The sequence below is a fragment of the Vibrio hippocampi genome, assembly GCF_921292975.1.
Taxonomy (GTDB): Bacteria; Pseudomonadota; Gammaproteobacteria; order Enterobacterales; family Vibrionaceae; genus Vibrio; species Vibrio hippocampi.
Window position 1 is genome coordinate 1,867,883 of record NZ_CAKLCM010000002.1, and the last position, 21,026, is coordinate 1,888,908.

Consider the following 21,026-nt stretch of genomic DNA (forward strand, 5'->3'; position numbering starts at 1 on the left):
ACCATTAGTGCACCAGCAACGTACGATAAAAGCACCAACACTAATGCCGACATGAAATAAAAATTAAACTAAATGCTTGACGACTCAGCCTGAGTACGGTACTAATCTTGATAACTTATTTTTATGGACTGCATAACAGTGATTTTACGTTTTTCTTTGCTCCTGAACCTACTCCTTATCGTGACTTTATCACGCGGGTAGGTTGTGGACGAAAAACACCACACTGAAAAGTCCTAAAGACCCGCTCCTAAAGCGGGTTTTTTTATATCAATCGAACGGAACGAAAACGATTAAATGGTTTGGAGGAAGCAACTATGAATAATGATCAAGTGATTATATTCGACACCACATTACGTGACGGCGAACAAGCACTTTCAGCAAGTCTTACGGTGAAAGAGAAGTTACAGATTGCTTATGCGCTGGAGCGATTGGGTGTCGATGTCATCGAAGCTGGCTTCCCAATCTCATCACCCGGCGATTTTGAGTCAGTTCAAACCATTGCCAAGCACATCAAAAATAGCCGTATTTGCGCACTTTCTCGCGCTGTACCAAAAGATATCGATGCCGCCGCTGAAGCCCTTAAAGTCGCGGAAGCGTTCCGAATCCACACCTTTATCTCCACTTCGACCGTACACGTTCAAGACAAACTGCGCCGCAGCTATGATGATGTGGTTGAGATGGGCATAAGAGCCGTTAAGCATGCTCGTCAGTATACCGACGACGTCGAGTTTTCTTGTGAAGATGCTGGTCGTACCCCGATTGATAACCTTTGTCGTATGGTAGAAGCAGCGATCAACGCCGGCGCTCGTACCATCAACATTCCAGATACGGTTGGCTACACCGTGCCTAACGAGTTCGGTGGCATCATCCAAACGCTTTTCAACCGCGTCCCAAATATTGATAAAGCGATCATTTCTGTGCATTGTCACGATGATCTAGGTATGTCGGTGGCAAACTCTATCGCGGCGGTTCAAGCAGGCGCACGTCAGGTAGAAGGCACCATCAATGGTATTGGCGAACGCGCAGGTAACTGCTCGCTAGAAGAAGTCGCCATGATCATTAAAACTCGTCAAGAGTTGATGGGCGTACATACTGGTCTTCAGCATCAAGAGATCCACCGCACCAGTAAGTTGGTCAGTCAGCTATGTAATATGCCGATTCAAGACAACAAAGCGATTGTTGGTGCCAATGCATTTAGCCACTCTTCTGGTATCCACCAAGATGGCATGTTAAAAAATAAAAACACCTATGAAATCATGACGCCTGAGTCGATTGGATTGAAAGATAAGGCGTTGAACCTAACCAGCCGCTCTGGTCGTGCTGCGGTTAAGAGTCATATGGACTCACTAGGCTACAACGAAAATGAATACAACCTAGATCGCCTATATGAAGACTTCTTGAAGCTTGCCGATCGCAAAGGTCAGGTGTTTGATTACGACCTTGAAGCATTGATGCACTTTAGCAATTTGCGTGAAGAAGACGACTTCTACAAGTTAAACTATTTAAGCGTGCAATCTGGTAGTGTCATGGCAACGACGAGTATCAAGATCCAGTGTGGCGATGAAGAAAAATGTGAAGCCGCTGTCGGCAATGGTCCCGTTGATGCGCTTTATCAATGTATCTATCGTGTGACAGGCTACGATATTGTTTTGGACAAGTTTGACCTGACCGCAAAAGGGGAAGGCGAAGACGGTCTAGGACAAGCGGATATTATCGCCAATTATAAAGGTCGCAAGTATCACGGTACGGGGATTTCTACCGATATCGTTGAGGCTTCAGGCGAAGCGCTATTGCACGTGATCAATAGCATTCATCGCGCCGACCAGATCGAAGAGATTAAACAGAAAAAAGTTGAAACGGTGTAATCGTTCATTTTACAACACGGTTCAAACAAATTAGCAAATACAACATTTAAGGAATTAAGACCCATGGCAGGTACATATAAGATTGCTGTTTTACCCGGTGACGGCATTGGTCCAGAAGTAATGGCACAAGCAATTAAGGTGCTGGATGCGATCTCTGAGAAGCATAACATCACCCTAGAGCGTGAAGAGTATGACGTTGGTGGTATTGCCATCGACAACCACGGTTCGCCACTACCAGAAAGCACTCTCAATGGTTGCCAAGAGTCAGATGCGATTCTATTCGGTTCAGTGGGTGGTCCTAAGTGGGAGCATTTACCGCCAAACGATCAACCAGAGCGCGGCGCTCTACTGCCACTGCGTAAGCACTTCCAGTTGTTCTGTAATCTACGTCCTGCTCAGATCCACAAAGGTCTTGAGGCATTCTCACCTCTACGTGCTGATATTTCAGAAAACGGTTTTGATATCGTGGTCGTTCGCGAACTCACAGGTGGTATCTATTTTGGTCAGCCAAAGGGGCGTGAAGGCGAAGGCGCAACGGAAAAAGCGTTTGATACTGAGGTGTATCACCGCTACGAAATCGAGCGCATTGCAAAAATTGCCTTTGAATCGGCTCGCCTACGAAATAAAAACGTTTACTCCATCGACAAAGCCAACGTACTGCAAAGCTCTATCCTGTGGCGTGAAGTGGTTGAAGAGGTAGCAAAAGATTACCCTGATGTGACGCTAAACCACATGTATATCGATAACGCGACCATGCAGCTAATCAAAAATCCAGCACAGTTTGACATCATGCTTTGCTCCAATATCTTTGGTGACATCATCTCTGATGAGTGCGCTATGATTACCGGCTCTATGGGTATGCTTCCATCAGCAAGTCTTAACGAGAGTCAGTTTGGTCTTTATGAGCCTGCAGGTGGCAGTGCGCCGGATATTGCCGGTAAGAATATCGCAAACCCTGTGGCTCAGATCCTATCGGCAGCATTGATGCTTCGTTATAGTCTAGGTGAAGAAGCGGCGGCTCTGGATATTGAAACTGCCGTCAGCAAAGCGTTAGCAGCCGGAGAGCTTACCGCAGACCTTGCAGGTGACAACCCTGCCCTAAGTACGTCTGAAATGGGTGATAAAATCGCCGCATACATCTCAAATTCATAATTAGAACATAGCCCCCAATCACAACGATATCGTGGGGGGAAGCAAGGAAAGAGCAATGTCTAAAACACTATATGAAAAAGTCTACGACGCGCATATCGCGGTAGAAGCTGAGGGTGAAAACCCGATTCTTTACATCGACCGTCACCTAGTACATGAGGTGACGTCACCGCAAGCATTTGATGGTTTGCGTGAGAAAGGTCGCAAGGTCCGTCAGGTTAGCAAAACCTTTGCTACCATGGACCACAATGTTTCCACCACCACCAAAGACATCAATGCCTCCGGCGAGATGGCGCGTATTCAGATGGAGACGCTATCGAAGAACTGCGAAGAGTTTGGTGTCACGCTTTATGATATCAACCACAAATACCAAGGCATTGTGCACGTCATGGGTCCTGAGTTGGGCATTACCCTGCCCGCAATGACCATCGTTTGTGGCGATTCTCATACCGCGACTCATGGCGCATTTGGCTCGCTTGCATTTGGTATTGGTACCTCTGAAGTTGAGCACGTTCTTGCGACGCAAACCCTAAAACAGTCGCGTGCTAAGACCATGAAGATTGAGGTCAAAGGTAAAGTGGCACCGGGCGTGACCGCAAAAGATATTGTGCTGGCTATTATTGGTGAAACCACCGCCGCAGGCGGTACAGGCTACGTGGTTGAGTTTTGTGGCGAAGCGATCACGGATCTTTCGATGGAAGGTCGTATGACGGTTTGTAACATGGCTATCGAGCTTGGCGCAAAAGCGGGGCTTATTGCACCAGACGAAACCACGTTTGCCTATCTTAAAGACCGTAAATTTGCACCACAAGGTGCCGATTGGGATGCGGCGGTTGAATACTGGAAGACGTTTAACTCTGATGAAGACGCGCAGTTCGATGCCGTTGTGACCTTAAACGGCGCAGACATCAAACCTCAAGTCACTTGGGGCACGAATCCAGGTCAGGTTATCGCGGTTGATCAAGCGATTCCGGCACCAGACAGTTTCGCAGACCCAGTAGAGAAAGCCTCTGCGGAAAAAGCGCTGGCTTACATGGGATTGGAAGCTGGTAAATCCTTAAAAGATTACCCTGTCGACAAGGTGTTTGTTGGGTCGTGTACTAACTCTCGTATTGAAGATATGCGCGCAGCAGCAGCTGTAGCAAAAGGTCGTCAAGTTGCCTCTCATGTTCAAGCCCTGATCGTTCCCGGCTCAGAGCAAGTTAAAGCACAAGCTGAATCGGAAGGTTTAGACATTATCTTTAAACAAGCGGGCTTTGAATGGCGTTTACCGGGTTGTTCTATGTGCCTTGCAATGAACAACGACCGCCTTGCGCCTCAAGAGCGTTGCGCGTCAACCAGTAACCGTAACTTCGAAGGTCGCCAAGGTCGCGGCGGTCGTACGCACTTGGTTAGCCCAGCAATGGCAGCAGCCGCCGCGATTGCTGGTCACTTTGTTGATATCAGAGAACTGGACTAAAAAGGATTTACAACATGTCAGGATTTAAACAACATACTGGATTAGTCGTTCCTCTTGATGCTGCGAATGTCGATACCGATGCGATTATCCCAAAACAGTTTCTACAAAAAGTCACCCGCACGGGTTTTGGTCAGCACCTTTTCCATGACTGGCGTTTCTTGGATGATGCCGGCGAGCAAGATAACCCAGAGTTTGTGATGAACTTTGCCCGTTATCAAGGCGCGAGTATTTTGCTTGCTCGTGAAAACTTTGGTTGTGGTTCTTCTCGTGAACACGCCCCTTGGGCATTAGCTGATTACGGCATCAAGGTTATGATTGCGCCAAGCTTTGCCGACATATTCTACGGCAACTCAATCAACAATCAGATGGTGCCGGTTCGTTTAACAGAACAGGAAGTGGATGAACTGTTCCAATTCGTTGCTGCAAACGAAGGCGCACAGATCACCGTTGACCTTGAAGCCATGAAAGTCTCGGCGAATGGCAAAGAGTACAGCTTCGAGATTGACACCTTCCGTCGTCACTGCCTTCTTAACGGCTTAGACAACATTGGTTTGACCTTACAGCATGAAGACAAGATCTCGGCTTATGAAGCCAAGATCCCAAGTTTTCTGAAATAATCAACCTCAGTCTAAACAATCCAAACCCAGTGTTTATCACTGGGTTTTTTCTATGCTATTGAAAAAGAATGTCGCTTGAAAGATAACCCACTGACACCGGGTCTTATCTGTTGTCTGCTATCTGTTATCAACACGTACAAAGGAGCCGTTTTATGTCTCGCTTTATTATGGCTGGATCTACCTTGGCTAGGCTTGCCTTGATTGGGTTTACTCTGCTAGTGACACTGTTCACTAGTCTCTCCACTTTTGCAGCGCCAAAATCAGAGTTATGGTCCTACTGGCAAGCCAGCAATGAAAACAGTACCCAAACCGTCTCGCATCAAGAGTGGCAAAACTTCCTTGACCAATATCTTGTCATTCAAGGTGAGCATCACCTGATTCGCTATCAAGCCGTCAATGACCAAGATAAAACGGCGCTCAAAAGCTATATCAATCATCTCGCGTCCATGGACCCTAGAACCCTCACTCGCCAAGAGCAATATGCTTACTGGGTCAACATGTACAACGCCATTACCATCAATCTAATACTCGACAACTATCCGATAAAATCCATTACCAAGCTAGGTGGTTTTTTCAGCTTTGGACCGTGGGATCTCGACGTCATCACGATCAACCAAAAAGCGCTCACCCTCAATGACATTGAACATCGTATTCTCAGACCGATTTGGAATGATCCTCGAACACACTATGCGGTGAATTGTGCCAGTTTAGGCTGCCCGAATTTGCAAGCGAAAGCGTTGACTGCTGAAAACACCGAAGCACTGCTTAACACTGCGGCGAGACAATTTATTCAGTCAAGTAAAGGTGTGGAACTCAGTGGCAACACCGCTAAGCTCTCGTCGATCTATGAATGGTTCAGTGTCGATTTTGACAATGAAGGTGGAGTGATGGCGCACATCGCCAAATTCAAACCTGAACTGGCTCAGTTTAATGGCAAGGTAGAGTATGATTACGATTGGGCACTTAACCAAGAGTAACGATTATTGATTAAGCACCCGAATCTATATGATTTAGAGCGTCGATTACTTAAAGCCTTTCACTTTCTTGATAAGATCATAGGCATTTTGGATCTCCTGCGATTTCTCTTTTGCCACATTCATCATCTCAGGTGGTAAGCCTTTTGCCATCAGTTTATCTGGGTGATGCTCATTCATCAGTTTTCTGTGAGCACGTTTAATGGCTTTTGCATCGGCATCTTCGGACACACCCAGCACATCATAAGCCGCTGATAATGCAGAAGCGCTGTTTGCTTGCTGCCAACCGCCAGACGAGTGCTGCCCACCGCCGTGTTGATGCCCACCAGAGAATCCGCCCTGTTGAAAGCGAAATGCCGCTTCTTGCATACGCAAACGTTGTTCAAGTTGTTGTGCTGAAAAACCGAGTCCTTGAGCAATACGATGCAAGACTTCTCTTTCTTCTGGGTGAATCGAACCATCTGCAAATGCAGCGGAAATCTGTAGCTCTAAGAAGAACTGCAGCAGGTCATGGCGACCATTAGAAGAAACACTGACTCGACTAAGCACTTTCTCCAACGGAAAATCTGCCGATTTACCGTCACGAAACGCTTCTTGAGCTGAGCGTTTTTGCTCAGCATTGAGATTCATTCTATCCATCATGATAGTCGCAAGTTGAATCTCTTCTCTGGTCACTTGACCTTTTGCTTTTGCCACATGCCCCATTACCGAGTATGCCGCATTCAAGAACTCTTCTTGTCGTGCATTCTGGTCACCAGCGCCGAATCCTCTTCGAGAGAAGCCACCCTGATTGATTCTTTTGGCTTTATCAAATTGGTGTCCAATAAATAGACCAAACAGCGCGCCTAACGGACCGCCGAACAACATTCCAAAAAATACACCTAAAATTTTACCTATCATGTGATTTATGCGCTCTCCGTCTCTTAAATTTTGCGTTGATTAGCAGTCTAATAGTGTTGTTAAGGATAATTTCCTTTATGATAGACACCTCGATTCTATATCAATCGAATTCAACTGAATGAATCTAGTTAAACAGGATAGTACAACTCGATGTCACGTTTTTCTCGCACATATTTAGCGGCCTCTATCGGTGCTGCGCTTTTTGCGCCCTTTATCCACGCCGAAGATAGTTCGAACAGTGATGGGCAATCCATGCCTCCAGCACAGCAATGCTCCGTTGATACTGCCCAAACTTCTGATACCAATCAAGAGCCAATCACGATTGAAGCTGACTCATTAGAGGCAATCAATGGTGATCGCGCCTCTTATAAGGGTAACGTAGTCGTGGTTCAGGGCAGCAAAACCATCACGGCTGAACAGGTAACCTTACACCAAGCTGAAAACATTGTTATCGCTGAAGGTAACGTTACTCTCGATGATGGTCAATTCAGAGTGGTTTCCGATAAGATCACCAATAATCTCGACACCGAAGAGATCACGGCAGAAAACACTGCTTATGAAATGATTTGTGGTGGCGGTCGCGGCGATGCGGTATTTATCTCTAAAACTGGTGAGGCCATGTATCAGATTGATGATGGCTCGATTACCACCTGTCCTGCTGGCGATAATTCATGGCGCTTCATCGCTGACGATATCGAAATCGACCAGAATGAAGAAATCGCAACCCTTTATGGCAGCCGAGTAGAAGTACAAAGTGTACCTGTTTTCTACCTGCCTTACCTGACGATGCCGATCACAGAAAATCGCAAATCAGGTTTCTTGTTCCCATCAGTATCTCTGGGTTCAAAGAACGGTTTTGAGTTTGAGTTACCTTACTACTGGAATATCGCCCCTAATTACGATCTCTTATCGACGCTGCACTACATGCAAAACCGCGGTTTACAGTTAAAAGGTGACTTCCGTTACCTCACTGAAGCCAACAGCGGGGAACTATCCGCAGAATATTTATACAACGACGATAAATACCCAGAGCACGGCGATCGTTGGGCTTATCAATATCAGAACGTGAGCCGATTTGGCGAGCACTGGTTAATCGACCTTGACTACGCCAAAGTCAGTGACAACGATTATTTCCAAGATTTAGACTCTAATCTTGGTGACCGTTCGGACGGCCACCTCTCTCAGTCAGGCTCGGTCAGTTATCGTACCAAAAGTTGGGATGCTAAGTTAACCGTACAAGACTTCCAATTATTGGTCGACGATACCATCCCTTACCAATTGATGCCGCAGTTGGAGTTTAACTATTACAGCCCTGATCTGTATCAGCAAATAAACTTCGACCTCGTCAGTCATGTCTCCCGATTTGTCACGGATGATGATGACAAGCCAGAGGCAACCCGAGTGCATATCGAGCCTGGCTTTACTCTGCCACTCACCACAACTTGGGGTACTTGGACCACCGAAGCGCGTTACCTAATGACCTATTACCAACAAGACTTGGATGGTCTAGATAGCTCATTTGATTCTCTAGAAGAGAGTGTGACTCGAACGCTGCCTGAATTTAGCACCAAGGCCAACATGGTGCTGGAACGTGGAACAACGATATTTGAGGGTTATACTCAAACACTAGAACCACAAGTTCAGTATCTCTATGTTCCAGAGACCGATCAAGATGATATCTATCTTTACGATACGACCTTGTTACAGACCGACTATTACGGACTGTTTAGAAACCGTCGTTACAGTGGCGTCGATTATATCGCTGCTGCTAACCAGTTCAGCTACGGTGCAACCTCGCGTTTCTATGATGGTGGACAAAAAGAACGTCTAGCGATCTCTTTTGGTCAGATTTACTACTTAGATAACAGCAGCCAAAGTCCGAATTCAAGCTCTGAAGATGACACATCCAACTACTCATCATGGGCCATCGAAACCGACTTTAACTACGATGACAAAGTCTTCTATCATGGTGGCATCCAGTATGATATTGATTCATCGGAAGTATCGGTGGCGAACAGCGCTATTGAATATCGAGTCAATGACAATTTTGTTCAAGCCAACTATCGTTACGTTACTCGTGACTATATTGAAGGGCTTGAGAGCTACTCCGACGACGAGCTTAACGCCTTAACCAGTGACGGTATTAGCCAAATTGGTCTACTCGGTGGTTATAGTATTAACCGCAACTGGAATGTCTCGGCTCAGTACTTTTTCGATACCACAGAAAGTGAAGCAGTTGAATGGCTTGCCAAAGTTGAGTATCAATCGGATTGTTGGTATGTGGGCATAGACTATAGCCGCGAACTCACCGGATGGTCTTCGGGTGAGGTCGGTGTCGGATCGGCTGAATTCGATGACAACGTTAGCCTGAACTTCGGTATCACGGGTCTTGGCGGTAACTCGCGTGCCCCAGAGCCACCAAGTGGCAATGCTTTGTCATACGGCAGACCGTTTATTCTCAATAACTAGCGACTTTTGATCGCTCGTTTACTCCGGAACCGCTATTTACTTCGGTATAGCAACTTACTCCGGAACAGCTAATAGCATCCGACCGCGTAACATTCGGAACTTTATACACTTTCCAGACTCTTAGTTTGGGAAGTGTACATTAGGAATATCAATGAAATTTTTAACCAAATTATTTTCAACCCTTCTTCTGTCGGCAACGACCCTACACGCAATGGCTGCGCCTCAAGAACTTGACCGCGTCCGAGTGATTGTCAACGACGGGGTAATTTTGCAAAGTGAGATCGACATGGAAACTCAGTCTCTCATTGCCAGTGCTAGCCAAAGTGGTCAATCTTTGCCTGGTGCTAGCGTATTGCAAGAGCAGATCTTAGATAAGTTGATTGTCGAAAAAATCCAATTACAAGAAGCGGAACGTGTCGGTATCCGAATCGATGACAATCGCTTAGCCAGCACTCTGCAAGAAATCGCGAAAAACAATCAGAAGTCTCTAGAACAATTTCGCCAACATGTCGAATCACAAGGTCTCTCTTGGCAGAGTTTCCGTGAACAAATTCGCGACGAAGTGGCTCAAAGCGAAGTCCGTAACGCGCTCGTTAGACAACGCATCAATATCCTTCCTGCGGAAGTCGATAACCTAGCGGATATTTTAGCTCAGGAAAGTGGCGCAACCATTACTTATAAAATTGCCCACATTCAATTGAGATTCAATGAGGATGAAGACAAATCCATCATTGAACAGCAAGCTAATGAACTTACTCAGCGCTTAAAGCAAGGTGAAGACTTTGCCACGATGGCGATTACCTATTCCAAAGGACCTAAAGCACTCGAAGGCGGTGATTGGGGTTGGATGCGTAAAGAAGAGATGCCTACCATCTTTGCCGATCAAATCGCTCTGCAATCGAAAGGCGAAATCATTGGTCCTTTCCGCAGTGGTATTGGTTTTCATATCCTAAAAATTGAGGATGTGAAAGGTCTAGAAACAGTTTCCGTCACTGAAGTGAACGCTCGCCATATTCTTATCAAACCAACCGTCATTTTAAGTGATACTGGCGTGCAAAGAGAACTGACGAAAATAACTCAACGAATCCAATCTGGTGAAGTGACCTTTGCTGATATGGCAGAACAATATAGCCAAGATCCGGGCTCGGCAGTGCAAGGCGGTAAGCTCGGCTATCAGACCCCTGAGCTGTACGTTCCTGAATTTAAGCATCAAGTTGAAACGCTGCCTGTTGGTGTCATCAGTCAACCTTTCAAAACCGTTCATGGCTGGCATATCGTTGAGGTACTTGACCGACGTGATGTGGATAAAACGGGCTCTGCTATGCAGAATCGCGCATACAGAATATTGTTCAATCGTAAGTTCAACGAAGAGGCAAGCGCTTGGTTACAAGAGCTAAGAGCCAGTGCCTTTGTTGAAATGGTTAATGATGACGAGTAAACCATGTCAGTAATTAAACGCATTATTGTCACCGCCGGTGAACCTGCTGGCATAGGTCCCGATCTCGCCGTCGCACTCTCGACTAGAGATTGGTCACATCAAGTGATCATCTGTGCCGACAAGCAAATGATTGCAGATCGCGCCAAGCAACTGAATATCGACGTTGAACTCATCGATTACCAACCCGATGTTAAGCAAGCTCATCAAAAGGGCCAACTGCTGGTATTGCATCACCCGCTTAAACAGCCCGCGGTTGCCGGTGAATTAAATGCGGAAAATGGTCAATATGTATTAAATACCCTAGAAATTGCCGCAAAAGGCTGTATGAGTGGTGAATTTGATGCTATTGTCACCGGCCCTGTACACAAGGGTGTAATCAACAAAGCCGGTGTTGCCTTTAGTGGTCATACTGAGTTCTTTGCTGAGGTATCAAACACGCCGCTTGTGGTGATGATGCTCGCTACGGAAGGCTTACGAACCGCACTGGTGACGACTCACCTCCCTCTATCAGAGGTGCCTTCTGCTATTACAGAAGATCGCGTTTCAAGTATTATTGATATACTGCATCACGACCTAGTGACTAAGTTTGCGATCCCACAACCAAAAATTTATGTTTGTGGTCTCAATCCTCACGCCGGAGAAGACGGTGTGCTTGGAATGGAAGAGATAGATACCATTACACCAACATTAGAAAAGCTGCGTACAGAAAAACAGTATAAGCTCATCGGCCCTCTTCCCGCCGATACTATTTTTAATCAAAAGTATTTAAGCGACGCTGATGCAGTCCTAGGGATGTACCATGATCAGGTACTACCGGTACTAAAATATAAAGGTTTTGGTCGTTCAGTTAATATCACTCTTGGACTACCCTTTATAAGAACGTCTGTCGACCATGGTACTGCCATCGACCTTGCTGGAACCGGCAACATCGACTTTGGTAGTTTTGAGACAGCATTAGCGTATGCCATTGACTTAGTAGAGAGTAAACAATGAGAAATGATGTCCACTTAGGACACAAGGCCAGAAAACGTTTTGGTCAGAACTTTCTAAACGACCCTTATATCATTGACGGTATCGTATCTTCGATTAACCCAAGACCGGGGCAAAATCTGGTTGAGATCGGTCCGGGTCTGGGCGCGATCACTGAACCTGTTGGTAAAGAAGTCGACAAATTTACCGTGATTGAACTCGATAGAGATCTTGCGGAGCGCCTGCGCACTCACCCAGATCTAGCGGATAAGCTCACGATTCATGAAGGTGATGCGATGCGCTTTGACTTCACCCAACTGGTGAAGCCAAACAACAAATTGCGTATTTTTGGTAACCTGCCTTATAACATCTCGACGCCATTGATGTTCCACCTGTTTGAATTCCATAAAGATATTCAAGACATGCACTTTATGTTGCAAAAAGAGGTGGTTAATCGACTGGCTGCGGGTCCTGGTAGCAAAGCGTATGGTCGCCTGACGGTTATGGCTCAGTACTATTGCAAAGTGGTACCTGTACTTGAAGTGCCTCCAACGGCATTTGTGCCGCCACCAAAAGTGGATTCTGCGGTAGTAAGACTGGTTCCTTATGAAACCCTACCTCACCCAGCAACGAGTCTAAATTGGTTAGAGCGAGTTTGCCGAGAAGGTTTTAACCAACGCAGAAAAACGGTTCGTAACTGTTACAAATCGCTGATGTCGACGGAAGAACTTGAGGCGTTAGGCGTTAACCCGGGCATGCGCCCTGAGAACCTAACTCTGCAACAATTTGTTGCTATGGCCAACTGGCTAGACGCAAACCATAAATAAGATTCCAGCCCAAAAGCTTGCTTTTGGGCTTTTTTTTATGCCAAATTACCACTAAACATTTCCAAGTGCCCATTAGTTTGGCTGTCTATAAAGGGTGTTCGCTGTTAGATAAAAGAGTGAGAATATTTATGCCTCCACCATGTGTTAAGTGTCAGGTACAGACTAAATATATCGCAGAGCAATCCGATCCAAACAACAAACGCTATGTGTTTGCCTACATGATTACCATTAAGAATCTCAGTCAACAAACCGTGCAACTCAAATCGCGACGCTGGTTGATTACCGATGCTAACGGCAAACAGATCAGTGTTGAAGGTGACGGCGTGGTCGGCGAACAGCCCATCATAGAGAAATGTGACGAGTACACTTACAATAGTGGGACAGCCATAGAAACACCGGTCGGTGTTATGCAGGGTCATTACGTCATGGTCAACGCTCAAGGTGAAGAGTTTATCGCTGATATTCCCCCTTTCCGTCTCGCTATCCCCAATATTCTCAATTAAATCCAAGGACTACAGTGGCAAATTACATTATAGGTGATATCCAAGGCTGCTTGGATGAGTTACAACTATTACTCTCAACAGCACAATTTGACGCAAAACAAGACACGCTTTGGTTTGCTGGGGATCTGGTGGCTCGAGGTCCCAAGTCACTTGAAACATTAAGGTTTATTAAATCTCTCGGCTTATCAGCTAGAGTCTGTCTCGGTAATCATGACCTGCACTTAATCGCCGTCTCTTTAGGGCTACATAAGGCAAAAGCCAAGGACAAAACTCAGCCAATACTTGATGCCGATGACCGTGAAGAGCTGCTTTATTGGCTTCGCCAACAACCTCTATTGCTAGAACATGATGAGTTTGTGGTTTGTCACGCGGGGATCTCCCCACAATGGTCACTGGATCAAGCGCGTGAATTCGCGAATCAAATTCAGACTCAATTGCAGGGCGAACACTGGCAACAATTGATCACCCAAATGTATAGCAATCAACCCGACTATTGGCACCCTAAACTCAGCGGTATTGAATTATGGCGCTATACCATTAATGCCTATACTCGAATGCGCTTTTGTCACACTGACGGTCATTTGGATATGGCGTGCAAACTTCCTCCAGAAGAAGTCGAACCAACGAGCCTAATACCGTGGTTTAAACATCCTCAGCGGCAAACTCTGGGTAAAACCGTCCTGTTTGGGCACTGGGCTGCGTTAGGTGGCTACGTCAGTGATGAATTTATCGGCTTAGACACGGGTTGCGTCTGGGGCGGTGAACTGACTATGATTCGTTGGGAAGATAAAAAGCTATTTGCTCAGCCCGCCATCAAAAACTAGCCTTAGATAAAGATAAAGATAAAGATAAAGATAAAGATAAAGATAAAGATAAAGATAAATAGCTAAAGATAAAATTAACGGCAGAGCTATGAATATCACAGCCTGCCGCTCTATCTTGCATCATCTCGATTGGATTAGCTTTTTTCTAACACCACAAAACGCATGTTGTAGGCATTCTTTTCATCCGCAGTAAAGTCTTGCTCAAAAACGGGTTGCCACTCATCGTCCCATGCTGGGAATTGCGTATCGCCGTCGACGGCGGCATCAATAAAGGTAAGATAAAGTTTATTGGCTAGAGGTAAACAGTGTGCGTAAAAGCTCCCTCCACCGATTATCATCACTTCTTCCACCTCTTTAACCCTCTGCAACGCTTGCTCAATTGAGGTGCAGGTTTCAACACCCTCAATGGTTAATTCTGGGTTTCGGGAAACAACAATGTTACGTCGTCCCGGCAATGGACGACCAATCGACTCATAAGTCTTACGTCCCATCACCACCGGTTTCCCCAAAGTGCATTGCTTAAACCAAGCGAAATCAGCGGGTAAGTGCCAAGGCATTTGGTTGTCTTTTCCGATAACGCGATCATCGGCCATGGCGGCTATCATACTGATAATCATTAAACTATTTCCTTTACTAAACGATGGGCTTGCGGCGGTAGAATAACAGCCCTGGCATCGCTAATCCAATCGCAAGACCCGCAATAATAAACATCGCTTTGAGGAAGTTTTCGATCAGGGTCGCCAATAATTCTGGTGTGTAACCAAGATGGTTTAACTCAACCATAGCAATCATCGCCTTAAACGCAAAAACGCCCGGAACCATCGGAATGAGGGCAGCCACCGTGTACACTTTCGGGTGCGCCAAAAAGCGATGTGACCAGTGAATACCGATCATACTCACCAAGGTTGCAGCAACAAAGGTCGCCCACTCTATCGGCATCCCAAAGTTCATCATCAAAAAGCGACTACCATGCCCGATTGCGCCGCCAATCGCACAATAGATCAGCGCTTTTTGCGGTACATTGAACACTAAAGCAAAGCCAATCGCCGGTACAGAGGCCAGTAGCATGTCATTTATCAAAGCAATGAGAAGATCGACGCCAATCGGTAACATTATATTATCCACCCAAACACATTAGTGACATTCATCGCAGCGACAATCCCTAAACAGGTCGCTAGTGTGAGTAAACTCGCCATAACAAAACGAGCAACGCCCATGTGAATATAGCCTTTGACCATGTCCGCAACGGAGTTAATCAGAGGAAAACCGGGTACCAACATCAGGACGGAAGAGGCCATAACAAGCTGTGGCTGAGCGCCAATCTGATAAATGACCGCTTGAGCAGAAACCAAAGTGGTGGTGAATGCAGTAACCGCAAAGTTTAGCAGGGGATTGAAGTGCCGATGACCTAGCTCTTGGCGAACCAGCATACCCGCCGATGATGCAAGAAATGTCATCATGAAAACACCAGCATCGCCACCCGCTAATCGACTAAAACAGGCACATGACAACCCAATCATCACCAAAACCAACCAGCGGTTATATCGCTCAGGACTGATTGCATCCATCTTTTTTTGCGCCATGCGGTAATCGAGAATGCCTTTCTCCATCATGATGCAAATTCGCTGAACCTGTGTCACTGCACGCATGTTCAACCCTTTATCAGGGCATTTTCTCGCCGTCGTAATACAGTGTTCTTTATAGAGTGTCGTCACCACAATCGAGTTGGCCGTGAGAGAGATCTCCACCTCGTCCATACTCGCAGCCATACCGATTCGGCGTGATACATCACCCACCAATGTGCTTTCCGCACCATGAGCCAGCAACAATTGACCCGCTTGAGCGATCAAGCGAGAAACCATTCTCTGTTTAGAGTCCATTCCCAGTTTCATCCTTATAAAGATAAGTGGTTATTTTAAAGCCTGTGACTGATAAATGTCATCCACTTATCTCGATAAGATTCTCTTTCGATAAGATAGCTTCTCGATAAAGCGGCTTCTCGATAGAATGGTAAGCCATAGAAAAAGCCCTGAACTCATTACTCATGAATTCAGGGCTTTAAATAGTAGTTGTTACGACTGACTATAATTAATCACGCACGTAAACAACGTGACCATCATCTTCTTCATCATCCCAATCGTCGTCATCCCAATCATCATCTTCAGTGATAACGTTTTTGCCAGACATCGCGTCTTTATGGTAGTCATCCCACATAAAGTCGACTTTCTCTTCTTCACTCACCTCTTCTTCTGCACGAGGAAGTGTTTCCATAAAGTCAGCAAGCTTGTAGCACAGTTCTTTAGTGCCTAGTTTGTTGATAGCAGAAATCTTAAAGTACTCTTCTTCCCAACCTAGAGCATCAAGGACCTCTTGAATGATCTCATCAGCTTCTTCTTCTGGCATCAGATCGACTTTGTTGAAAACAAGCCATCTTGGCTTGTTCGCCAGTTTTTCACTGTACTGCTCAAGCTCATCAATAATGGTCAATGCATTCTCAATCGGGTTGGATTGATCGATAGGCATAATATCAATCACATGCAACAACACTCGGCAGCGCTCTAAGTGTTTTAGGAAACGGATACCTAAACCCGCACCGTCAGCGGCACCCTCAATCAATCCCGGAATATCGGCAACCACAAAGCTCTTTTCTGGGACTACACTCACCACACCAAGACTTGGGATCAGCGTAGTAAATGGATAGTCAGCCACCTTAGGCTTCGCCGCCGATACTGAACGGATGAAGGTTGACTTACCTGCGTTTGGCAAGCCAAGCATACCCACATCAGCAAGCAGTAACAGTTCTAAGCGAAGTTCACGCATTTCACCCTTAGTTCCGAGGGTCTTTTGGCGAGGTGCGCGGTTAACCGAAGATTTAAAGCGCGTGTTACCTAAACCGTGCCAGCCACCTTTCGCGACCATCACTTTTTTACCATGTTCAGCAACTTCAGCAACAATCTCATTAGTGTGGATGTCAACAGCGCGCGTCCCCACAGGCACCTTAAGCACTTTGTCACTACCACGCTTACCGGTACAGTTACCGCCGCGACCATTTTGACCACGTTCCGCTTCATAAAAGCGTTGGAAACGATAATCGATCAGAGTATTCAGGTTTTCGTCCGCTTCAATGTAAATGTCGCCGCCATCGCCGCCGTCACCACCGTCAGGACCACCCTTTGTTATAAACTTTTCACGCCAAAAGCTAACAACGCCGCTACCGCCGTCGCCTGCTTGGACTTTTACTACCGCTTCATCAACGAACTTCATCACTTACTCCGATTACTTTTTCGCTTTTGCTAATGCGCTCTTTTTCAATCGCACATCATGCTTAATCAGTTATCACTACATATTAGCAGATGACAGAGACGATTCCCCAGTAAGGATGACTCTCCTAAACTCTAGGCCATTGTCTCTATCGACTGCCATTCACTTCCTACCTAACCTACTGAGTAAACGAGTTAAAAGTGAACTTCCCATAAATAAAAAACCCTGCCGATTCGGCAGGGCTTTTGAATTCAGCTTAAAAGCTATTGAATAATTTAAAATTACTCAGATTCGATGCTTACAAACTTACGGTTCTTAGGACCTTTAACCTCGAACTTCACTTTACCTTCAGTAAGAGCGAATAGAGTGTGGTCTTTACCGATACCTACGTTTGTACCAGCGTGGAACTTAGTACCACGTTGACGCACGATGATGTTACCTGCAAGAACAGACTCACCACCGAAGCGCTTAACACCTAGGCGTTTGCTTTCTGAATCGCGGCCGTTACGAGTAGAACCACCAGCTTTTTTGTGTGCCATTGTTAAACTCTCCTAATCGAATTAAGCGTTGATGCCAGTGATTTTCACTTCCGTGAACCACTGACGGTGACCTTGTTGCTTACGAGAGTGCTTACGACGACGGAACTTAACGATTTTAACTTTATCGCCACGACCGTGCTGTACTACCTCAGCAACCACTTTGCCGCCCTCTACAAGAGGAGCGCCAACTTGAATGTCTTCACCGTTAGCAACAAGTAGAACTTTATCAAATTCAACAGTTGCACCAGTTTCAACGTCTAATTTCTCTAAACGAAGAGTTTGACCTTCGCTTACACGGTGTTGTTTACCACCAGATTGGAAAACAGCGTACATATTTTACTCCGCTTTTTCCGCACAGCCTTTTGATTGTTATATGAACAAATTGGGTGTGCGCTAAACTAATCATCAATAGGGCGCAGATTCTACGTGAATGACTGACCTATGACAAGCTATATTTTAAAAAATTTGGCGAATAAGTCATCGCCAATGAAAAGTGTGCCAATCATGCCCTTTAACCGTGTATTAATCAACGGTTTTTAGTGTATCATTCATGATTATTATTCTATGACTAAGCCTTATAGGCTCTGAGCTCAACTGGGTACGTAATGGATTTTAAAGCTATCCAAGCACTCACTGCTGCCGATATGGCAAAAGTGAACGAAACAATACAAGCACAACTCACCTCTGATGTTAGCCTGATAAACCAACTCGGTTTTTATATTGTCAGCAGCGGCGGTAAACGTCTTCGACCACTATTAGCCATCCTTTCGTCGAAAGCTCTTGGTTATCAAGGTAACGATCATACAACGGCCGCGGCGTTTATCGAATTTATCCATACCGCAACATTGCTGCATGATGACGTGGTTGATGAATCGGATATGCGAAGAGGCAAAGCGACCGCCAACGCGGCATTTGGTAATGCCGCGAGCGTACTGGTTGGGGATTATATTTATACCCGTTCATTTCAAATGATGACAAGCTTAGGCTCACTGCGCATTCTTGAATTAATGAGTGATGCGGTAAATGTGATCGCAGAGGGTGAAGTACAGCAGCTCATGAACTGTAATAACCCCGATACCAGCGAAGAAAATTACCTACAGGTTATCTACTCAAAAACCGCACGTCTGTTTGAAGCAGCGACTCAAGTCGGCGCGATACTCAACGACGCGCCTCAAGAGATAGAAACCGCACTGCAAGATTACGGACGCTATTTGGGCACCGCTTTCCAGCTTATTGATGATGTGATGGATTACACCTCTAGCGGAGAAGATATGGGTAAGAACGTCGGCGATGACCTGGCGGAAGGCAAGCCCACCTTACCTCTTATTCACGCGATGCAGCATGGCAATGCGCAAGAAACGGCGATGATCCGAGAAGCGATTGAAAAGGGCGATGGTTTACAGCACTTGGACGCCATTATGGAAACCATGCAACGCGTAGGCTCATTGACTTATACCGAACAAAAAGCGATGCAAGAAGCCGACAAAGCGGTCGCTTGCCTTGATTGCCTTGCTGAAAGCGAATATAAGCAAGCCCTAATTGCTTTAGCTTATATGGCAGTTCAGCGTTCGGCGTAATACAAAATGACGTGTGTTGAACGCTCTACCGTCCGACACACGCCATCAATTTCCTATCATTTTCGACTAGTAGTATTGGTCACAGCCATTGTGAAGTTGTAGATCCTCTTCGACCTCTTCAACCGACAAAGCCCACTGCATATCTGAGCCTAATGGCTCGACCAATACCGACTGAGACACGCTATCTATCACCAAGACTTTGCCCACTCCGTGTTGTGATTCGACCCACATACCTTTCTCTACATCTTTCATTTCCATAGTGACTACCTTCACCAGAGTAACTCGTAGACTAATTGCTACGCTTTCACTCTGTTTATAGTTCACAAAATAACAATCGATCAATAAACAGCCATCGATCAATAAACAACCGTCGGACAATAAATAACCAAAGTTCACAAAAGACGGCAGATCAAAAAAGCCGACCTAAGTAAGGTCGGCTTAACAACGTGAGTCAATTTAAAATTTACTTGGCAAACTCAACGCCGATTTCGATATCTTTATTCAGCGTTTCCAACATACTGTCTAGGTTCGCTTTTTCAAAATCACTTAAAGCTCCGTATGGCAGCACCGCTTCGACACCCTCTTTGCTTAACTTAACTGGTTGAGCAAAGAATGGGGCATGTTCACCCGCACCTTCGACATAAGCGCACTCAATCACACTTTCTTGACCTTGTAAGCCTTTCACAAGCGCTAGACCAAAACGGCATGCCGCTTGACCCATTGAAAGTGTCGCAGAACCGCCGCCCGCTTTCGCTTCAACGACTTCTGTGCCCGCATTTTGGATACGCTTAGTTAGAGCCGCCACTTCTTCTTGTGTAAAGTCAACACCCTCAACCTGTGAGAGTAAAGGAAGAATAGTGACGCCTGAGTGTCCACCAATCACGGGAACACGAACCTCACCCGGATCTTTCTGCTTCAGTTCGGCAACAAATGTTTCCGAGCGAATCACATCAAGGGTTGTCACACCAAACAACTTACGCTTGTCATAAACGCCCGCTTTTTTGAGTACTTCCGCAGCGATCGGCACGGTGGTATTCACTGGATTAGTAATAATGCCAATACAGGCTTTTGGACAAACGGTGGCAACTTTCTCAGTCAGCGATTTAACAATACCCGCATTCACGTTAAATAGATCAGAGCGATCCATACCGGGTTTACGCGCGACGCCAGCAGAAATTAAAACGACATCTGCCCCTTCAAGCGCAGGAGTCGGATCTTCACCAGCAAAACCTTTAATGGCGACTGGTGTTGGGATATGGCTCAGATCCGCTGCAACCCCTGGTGTCACCGGAGCAATATCATATAAAGATAAATCTGAACCCGCTGGAAGGCGGTTTTTAAGCAATAAGGCTAGGGCTTGACCGATGCCACCTGCGGCACCAAGAACTGCTACTTTCATTTCGATTCTCCTTGAGATGAATTCTACTTATATTCTGACGACGGGTATTTAATAATTTGAGTCTTCAATCGTCGCTGTTCCTATCCTTAAGTAGCTCTGGCAAAACCAACATCTTGTAGCCACTTGAGACAGACGAGGTATTTCTTCCTTAATCATAGAAAACCTATAATATCTACCTTTCGATTACAATCATTTAACATCAGTTTTGCGACCTGATACATCACATTCATCCCTTAGCGTTATACAGAACGTAACA

Annotated in this window: 21 protein-coding genes; 12 read left to right on the forward strand and 9 right to left on the reverse strand. The window is 45.8% G+C overall.

Annotation, left to right across the window (positions count from 1 at the left end):
* Positions 1–314 precede the first annotated feature (314 nt).
* The 5 genes from leuA (at position 315) to L9Q39_RS10805 (ending at position 6,067) form a co-directional block, all read left to right on the forward strand.
* Complete coding sequence (gene leuA / locus L9Q39_RS10785) at positions 315–1,865, forward strand: 2-isopropylmalate synthase (RefSeq protein WP_237485067.1); 1,551 nt, start codon at positions 315–317, stop codon at positions 1,863–1,865.
* 63 nt (positions 1,866–1,928) lie between these two features.
* Positions 1,929–3,017: a 3-isopropylmalate dehydrogenase gene (gene leuB, locus L9Q39_RS10790; protein WP_237485068.1), complete on the forward strand. Its 1,089-nt coding sequence runs from the start codon at positions 1,929–1,931 to the stop codon at positions 3,015–3,017.
* Between the two features lie 55 nt (positions 3,018–3,072).
* Entirely contained in the window at positions 3,073–4,473 is a 1,401-nt protein-coding gene (leuC, locus tag L9Q39_RS10795) for a 3-isopropylmalate dehydratase large subunit (RefSeq protein ID WP_237485069.1), read from the forward strand.
* A gap of 14 nt (positions 4,474–4,487) precedes the next feature.
* Positions 4,488–5,090, forward strand: a complete 603-nt coding sequence (leuD, locus tag L9Q39_RS10800; RefSeq protein WP_237485070.1) for a 3-isopropylmalate dehydratase small subunit — start codon at positions 4,488–4,490, stop codon at positions 5,088–5,090.
* Between the two features lie 197 nt (positions 5,091–5,287).
* Positions 5,288–6,067 carry a DUF547 domain-containing protein gene (locus L9Q39_RS10805; RefSeq protein ID WP_435532836.1) on the forward strand — a complete coding sequence of 260 codons (780 nt, stop codon included), beginning with the start codon at positions 5,288–5,290 and terminating at the stop codon, positions 6,065–6,067.
* 45 nt (positions 6,068–6,112) lie between these two features.
* On the opposite strand, the gene djlA is transcribed toward L9Q39_RS10805, so the two are convergent.
* Positions 6,113–6,964 carry a co-chaperone DjlA gene (gene djlA, locus L9Q39_RS10810; RefSeq protein WP_237485072.1) on the reverse strand — a complete coding sequence of 284 codons (852 nt, stop codon included), beginning with the start codon at positions 6,962–6,964 and terminating at the stop codon, positions 6,113–6,115.
* Positions 6,965–7,114: 150 nt separating this feature from the next.
* Here djlA and lptD point away from each other — a divergent pair, with 150 nt between their 5' ends.
* The 6 genes from lptD to L9Q39_RS10840 all read left to right on the forward strand — a co-directional run bounded on the left by lptD (position 7,115) and on the right by L9Q39_RS10840 (position 13,994).
* On the forward strand, positions 7,115–9,433 hold the full coding sequence (gene lptD, locus L9Q39_RS10815) for an LPS assembly protein LptD (RefSeq protein ID WP_237485073.1): 2,319 nt from the start codon (positions 7,115–7,117) through the stop codon (positions 9,431–9,433).
* A 151-nt stretch (positions 9,434–9,584) separates the two neighbouring features.
* Positions 9,585–10,871 carry a peptidylprolyl isomerase SurA gene (surA, locus tag L9Q39_RS10820; protein ID WP_290369144.1) on the forward strand — a complete coding sequence of 429 codons (1,287 nt, stop codon included), beginning with the start codon at positions 9,585–9,587 and terminating at the stop codon, positions 10,869–10,871.
* 3 nt (positions 10,872–10,874) lie between these two features.
* A complete protein-coding gene (gene pdxA / locus L9Q39_RS10825; RefSeq protein WP_237485074.1) occupies positions 10,875–11,864 on the forward strand; it encodes a 4-hydroxythreonine-4-phosphate dehydrogenase PdxA in 990 nt (329 codons plus the stop codon).
* The gene (gene rsmA, locus L9Q39_RS10830; protein ID WP_237485075.1) at positions 11,861–12,667 is read left to right on the forward strand and encodes a 16S rRNA (adenine(1518)-N(6)/adenine(1519)-N(6))-dimethyltransferase RsmA; all 807 of its coding nucleotides are present in this window, start codon (positions 11,861–11,863) and stop codon (positions 12,665–12,667) included. The genes pdxA and rsmA overlap by 4 nt, the downstream gene beginning before the upstream one ends.
* 128 nt (positions 12,668–12,795) lie before the next feature.
* Positions 12,796–13,170 carry a Co2+/Mg2+ efflux facilitator ApaG/CorD gene (apaG, locus tag L9Q39_RS10835; protein ID WP_435532817.1) on the forward strand — a complete coding sequence of 125 codons (375 nt, stop codon included), beginning with the start codon at positions 12,796–12,798 and terminating at the stop codon, positions 13,168–13,170.
* A gap of 14 nt (positions 13,171–13,184) precedes the next feature.
* Positions 13,185–13,994 carry a symmetrical bis(5'-nucleosyl)-tetraphosphatase gene (locus tag L9Q39_RS10840; RefSeq protein WP_237485076.1) on the forward strand — a complete coding sequence of 270 codons (810 nt, stop codon included), beginning with the start codon at positions 13,185–13,187 and terminating at the stop codon, positions 13,992–13,994.
* 134 nt (positions 13,995–14,128) lie between these two features.
* Here the strand turns inward: L9Q39_RS10840 and folA are convergent, their stop codons facing one another.
* The 6 genes from folA to rplU all read right to left on the reverse strand — a co-directional run bounded on the left by folA (position 14,129) and on the right by rplU (position 18,127).
* A complete protein-coding gene (gene folA, locus L9Q39_RS10845) occupies positions 14,129–14,611 on the reverse strand; it encodes a type 3 dihydrofolate reductase (protein ID WP_237485077.1) in 483 nt (160 codons plus the stop codon).
* 16 nt (positions 14,612–14,627) lie between these two features.
* Positions 14,628–15,107 (reverse strand): threonine/serine exporter family protein, encoded by a 480-nt coding sequence (locus L9Q39_RS10850; RefSeq protein ID WP_237485560.1) that lies wholly within the window; start codon positions 15,105–15,107, stop codon positions 14,628–14,630.
* Complete coding sequence (locus L9Q39_RS10855) at positions 15,107–15,874, reverse strand: threonine/serine exporter family protein (protein WP_237485078.1); 768 nt, start codon at positions 15,872–15,874, stop codon at positions 15,107–15,109. The genes L9Q39_RS10850 and L9Q39_RS10855 overlap by 1 nt, the downstream gene beginning before the upstream one ends.
* 208 nt (positions 15,875–16,082) lie before the next feature.
* On the reverse strand, positions 16,083–17,258 hold the full coding sequence (cgtA, locus tag L9Q39_RS10860) for an Obg family GTPase CgtA (RefSeq protein ID WP_237485079.1): 1,176 nt from the start codon (positions 17,256–17,258) through the stop codon (positions 16,083–16,085).
* 278 nt (positions 17,259–17,536) lie between these two features.
* Positions 17,537–17,794, reverse strand: a complete 258-nt coding sequence (gene rpmA / locus L9Q39_RS10865; RefSeq protein ID WP_101113344.1) for a 50S ribosomal protein L27 — start codon at positions 17,792–17,794, stop codon at positions 17,537–17,539.
* Positions 17,795–17,815: 21 nt separating this feature from the next.
* Entirely contained in the window at positions 17,816–18,127 is a 312-nt protein-coding gene (gene rplU / locus L9Q39_RS10870) for a 50S ribosomal protein L21 (RefSeq protein WP_006074830.1), read from the reverse strand.
* Between the two features lie 272 nt (positions 18,128–18,399).
* On the opposite strand from rplU, the gene ispB reads away from it, so the two are divergent.
* On the forward strand, positions 18,400–19,371 hold the full coding sequence (gene ispB, locus L9Q39_RS10875) for an octaprenyl diphosphate synthase (RefSeq protein WP_237485080.1): 972 nt from the start codon (positions 18,400–18,402) through the stop codon (positions 19,369–19,371).
* A gap of 66 nt (positions 19,372–19,437) precedes the next feature.
* Here ispB and L9Q39_RS10880 read toward each other — a convergent pair whose 3' ends face one another.
* On the reverse strand, positions 19,438–19,629 hold the full coding sequence (locus L9Q39_RS10880) for a hypothetical protein (protein ID WP_237485081.1): 192 nt from the start codon (positions 19,627–19,629) through the stop codon (positions 19,438–19,440).
* Positions 19,630–19,834: 205 nt separating this feature from the next.
* On the reverse strand, positions 19,835–20,770 hold the full coding sequence (gene mdh, locus L9Q39_RS10885; protein WP_237485082.1) for a malate dehydrogenase: 936 nt from the start codon (positions 20,768–20,770) through the stop codon (positions 19,835–19,837).
* Positions 20,771–21,026 lie beyond the last annotated feature (256 nt).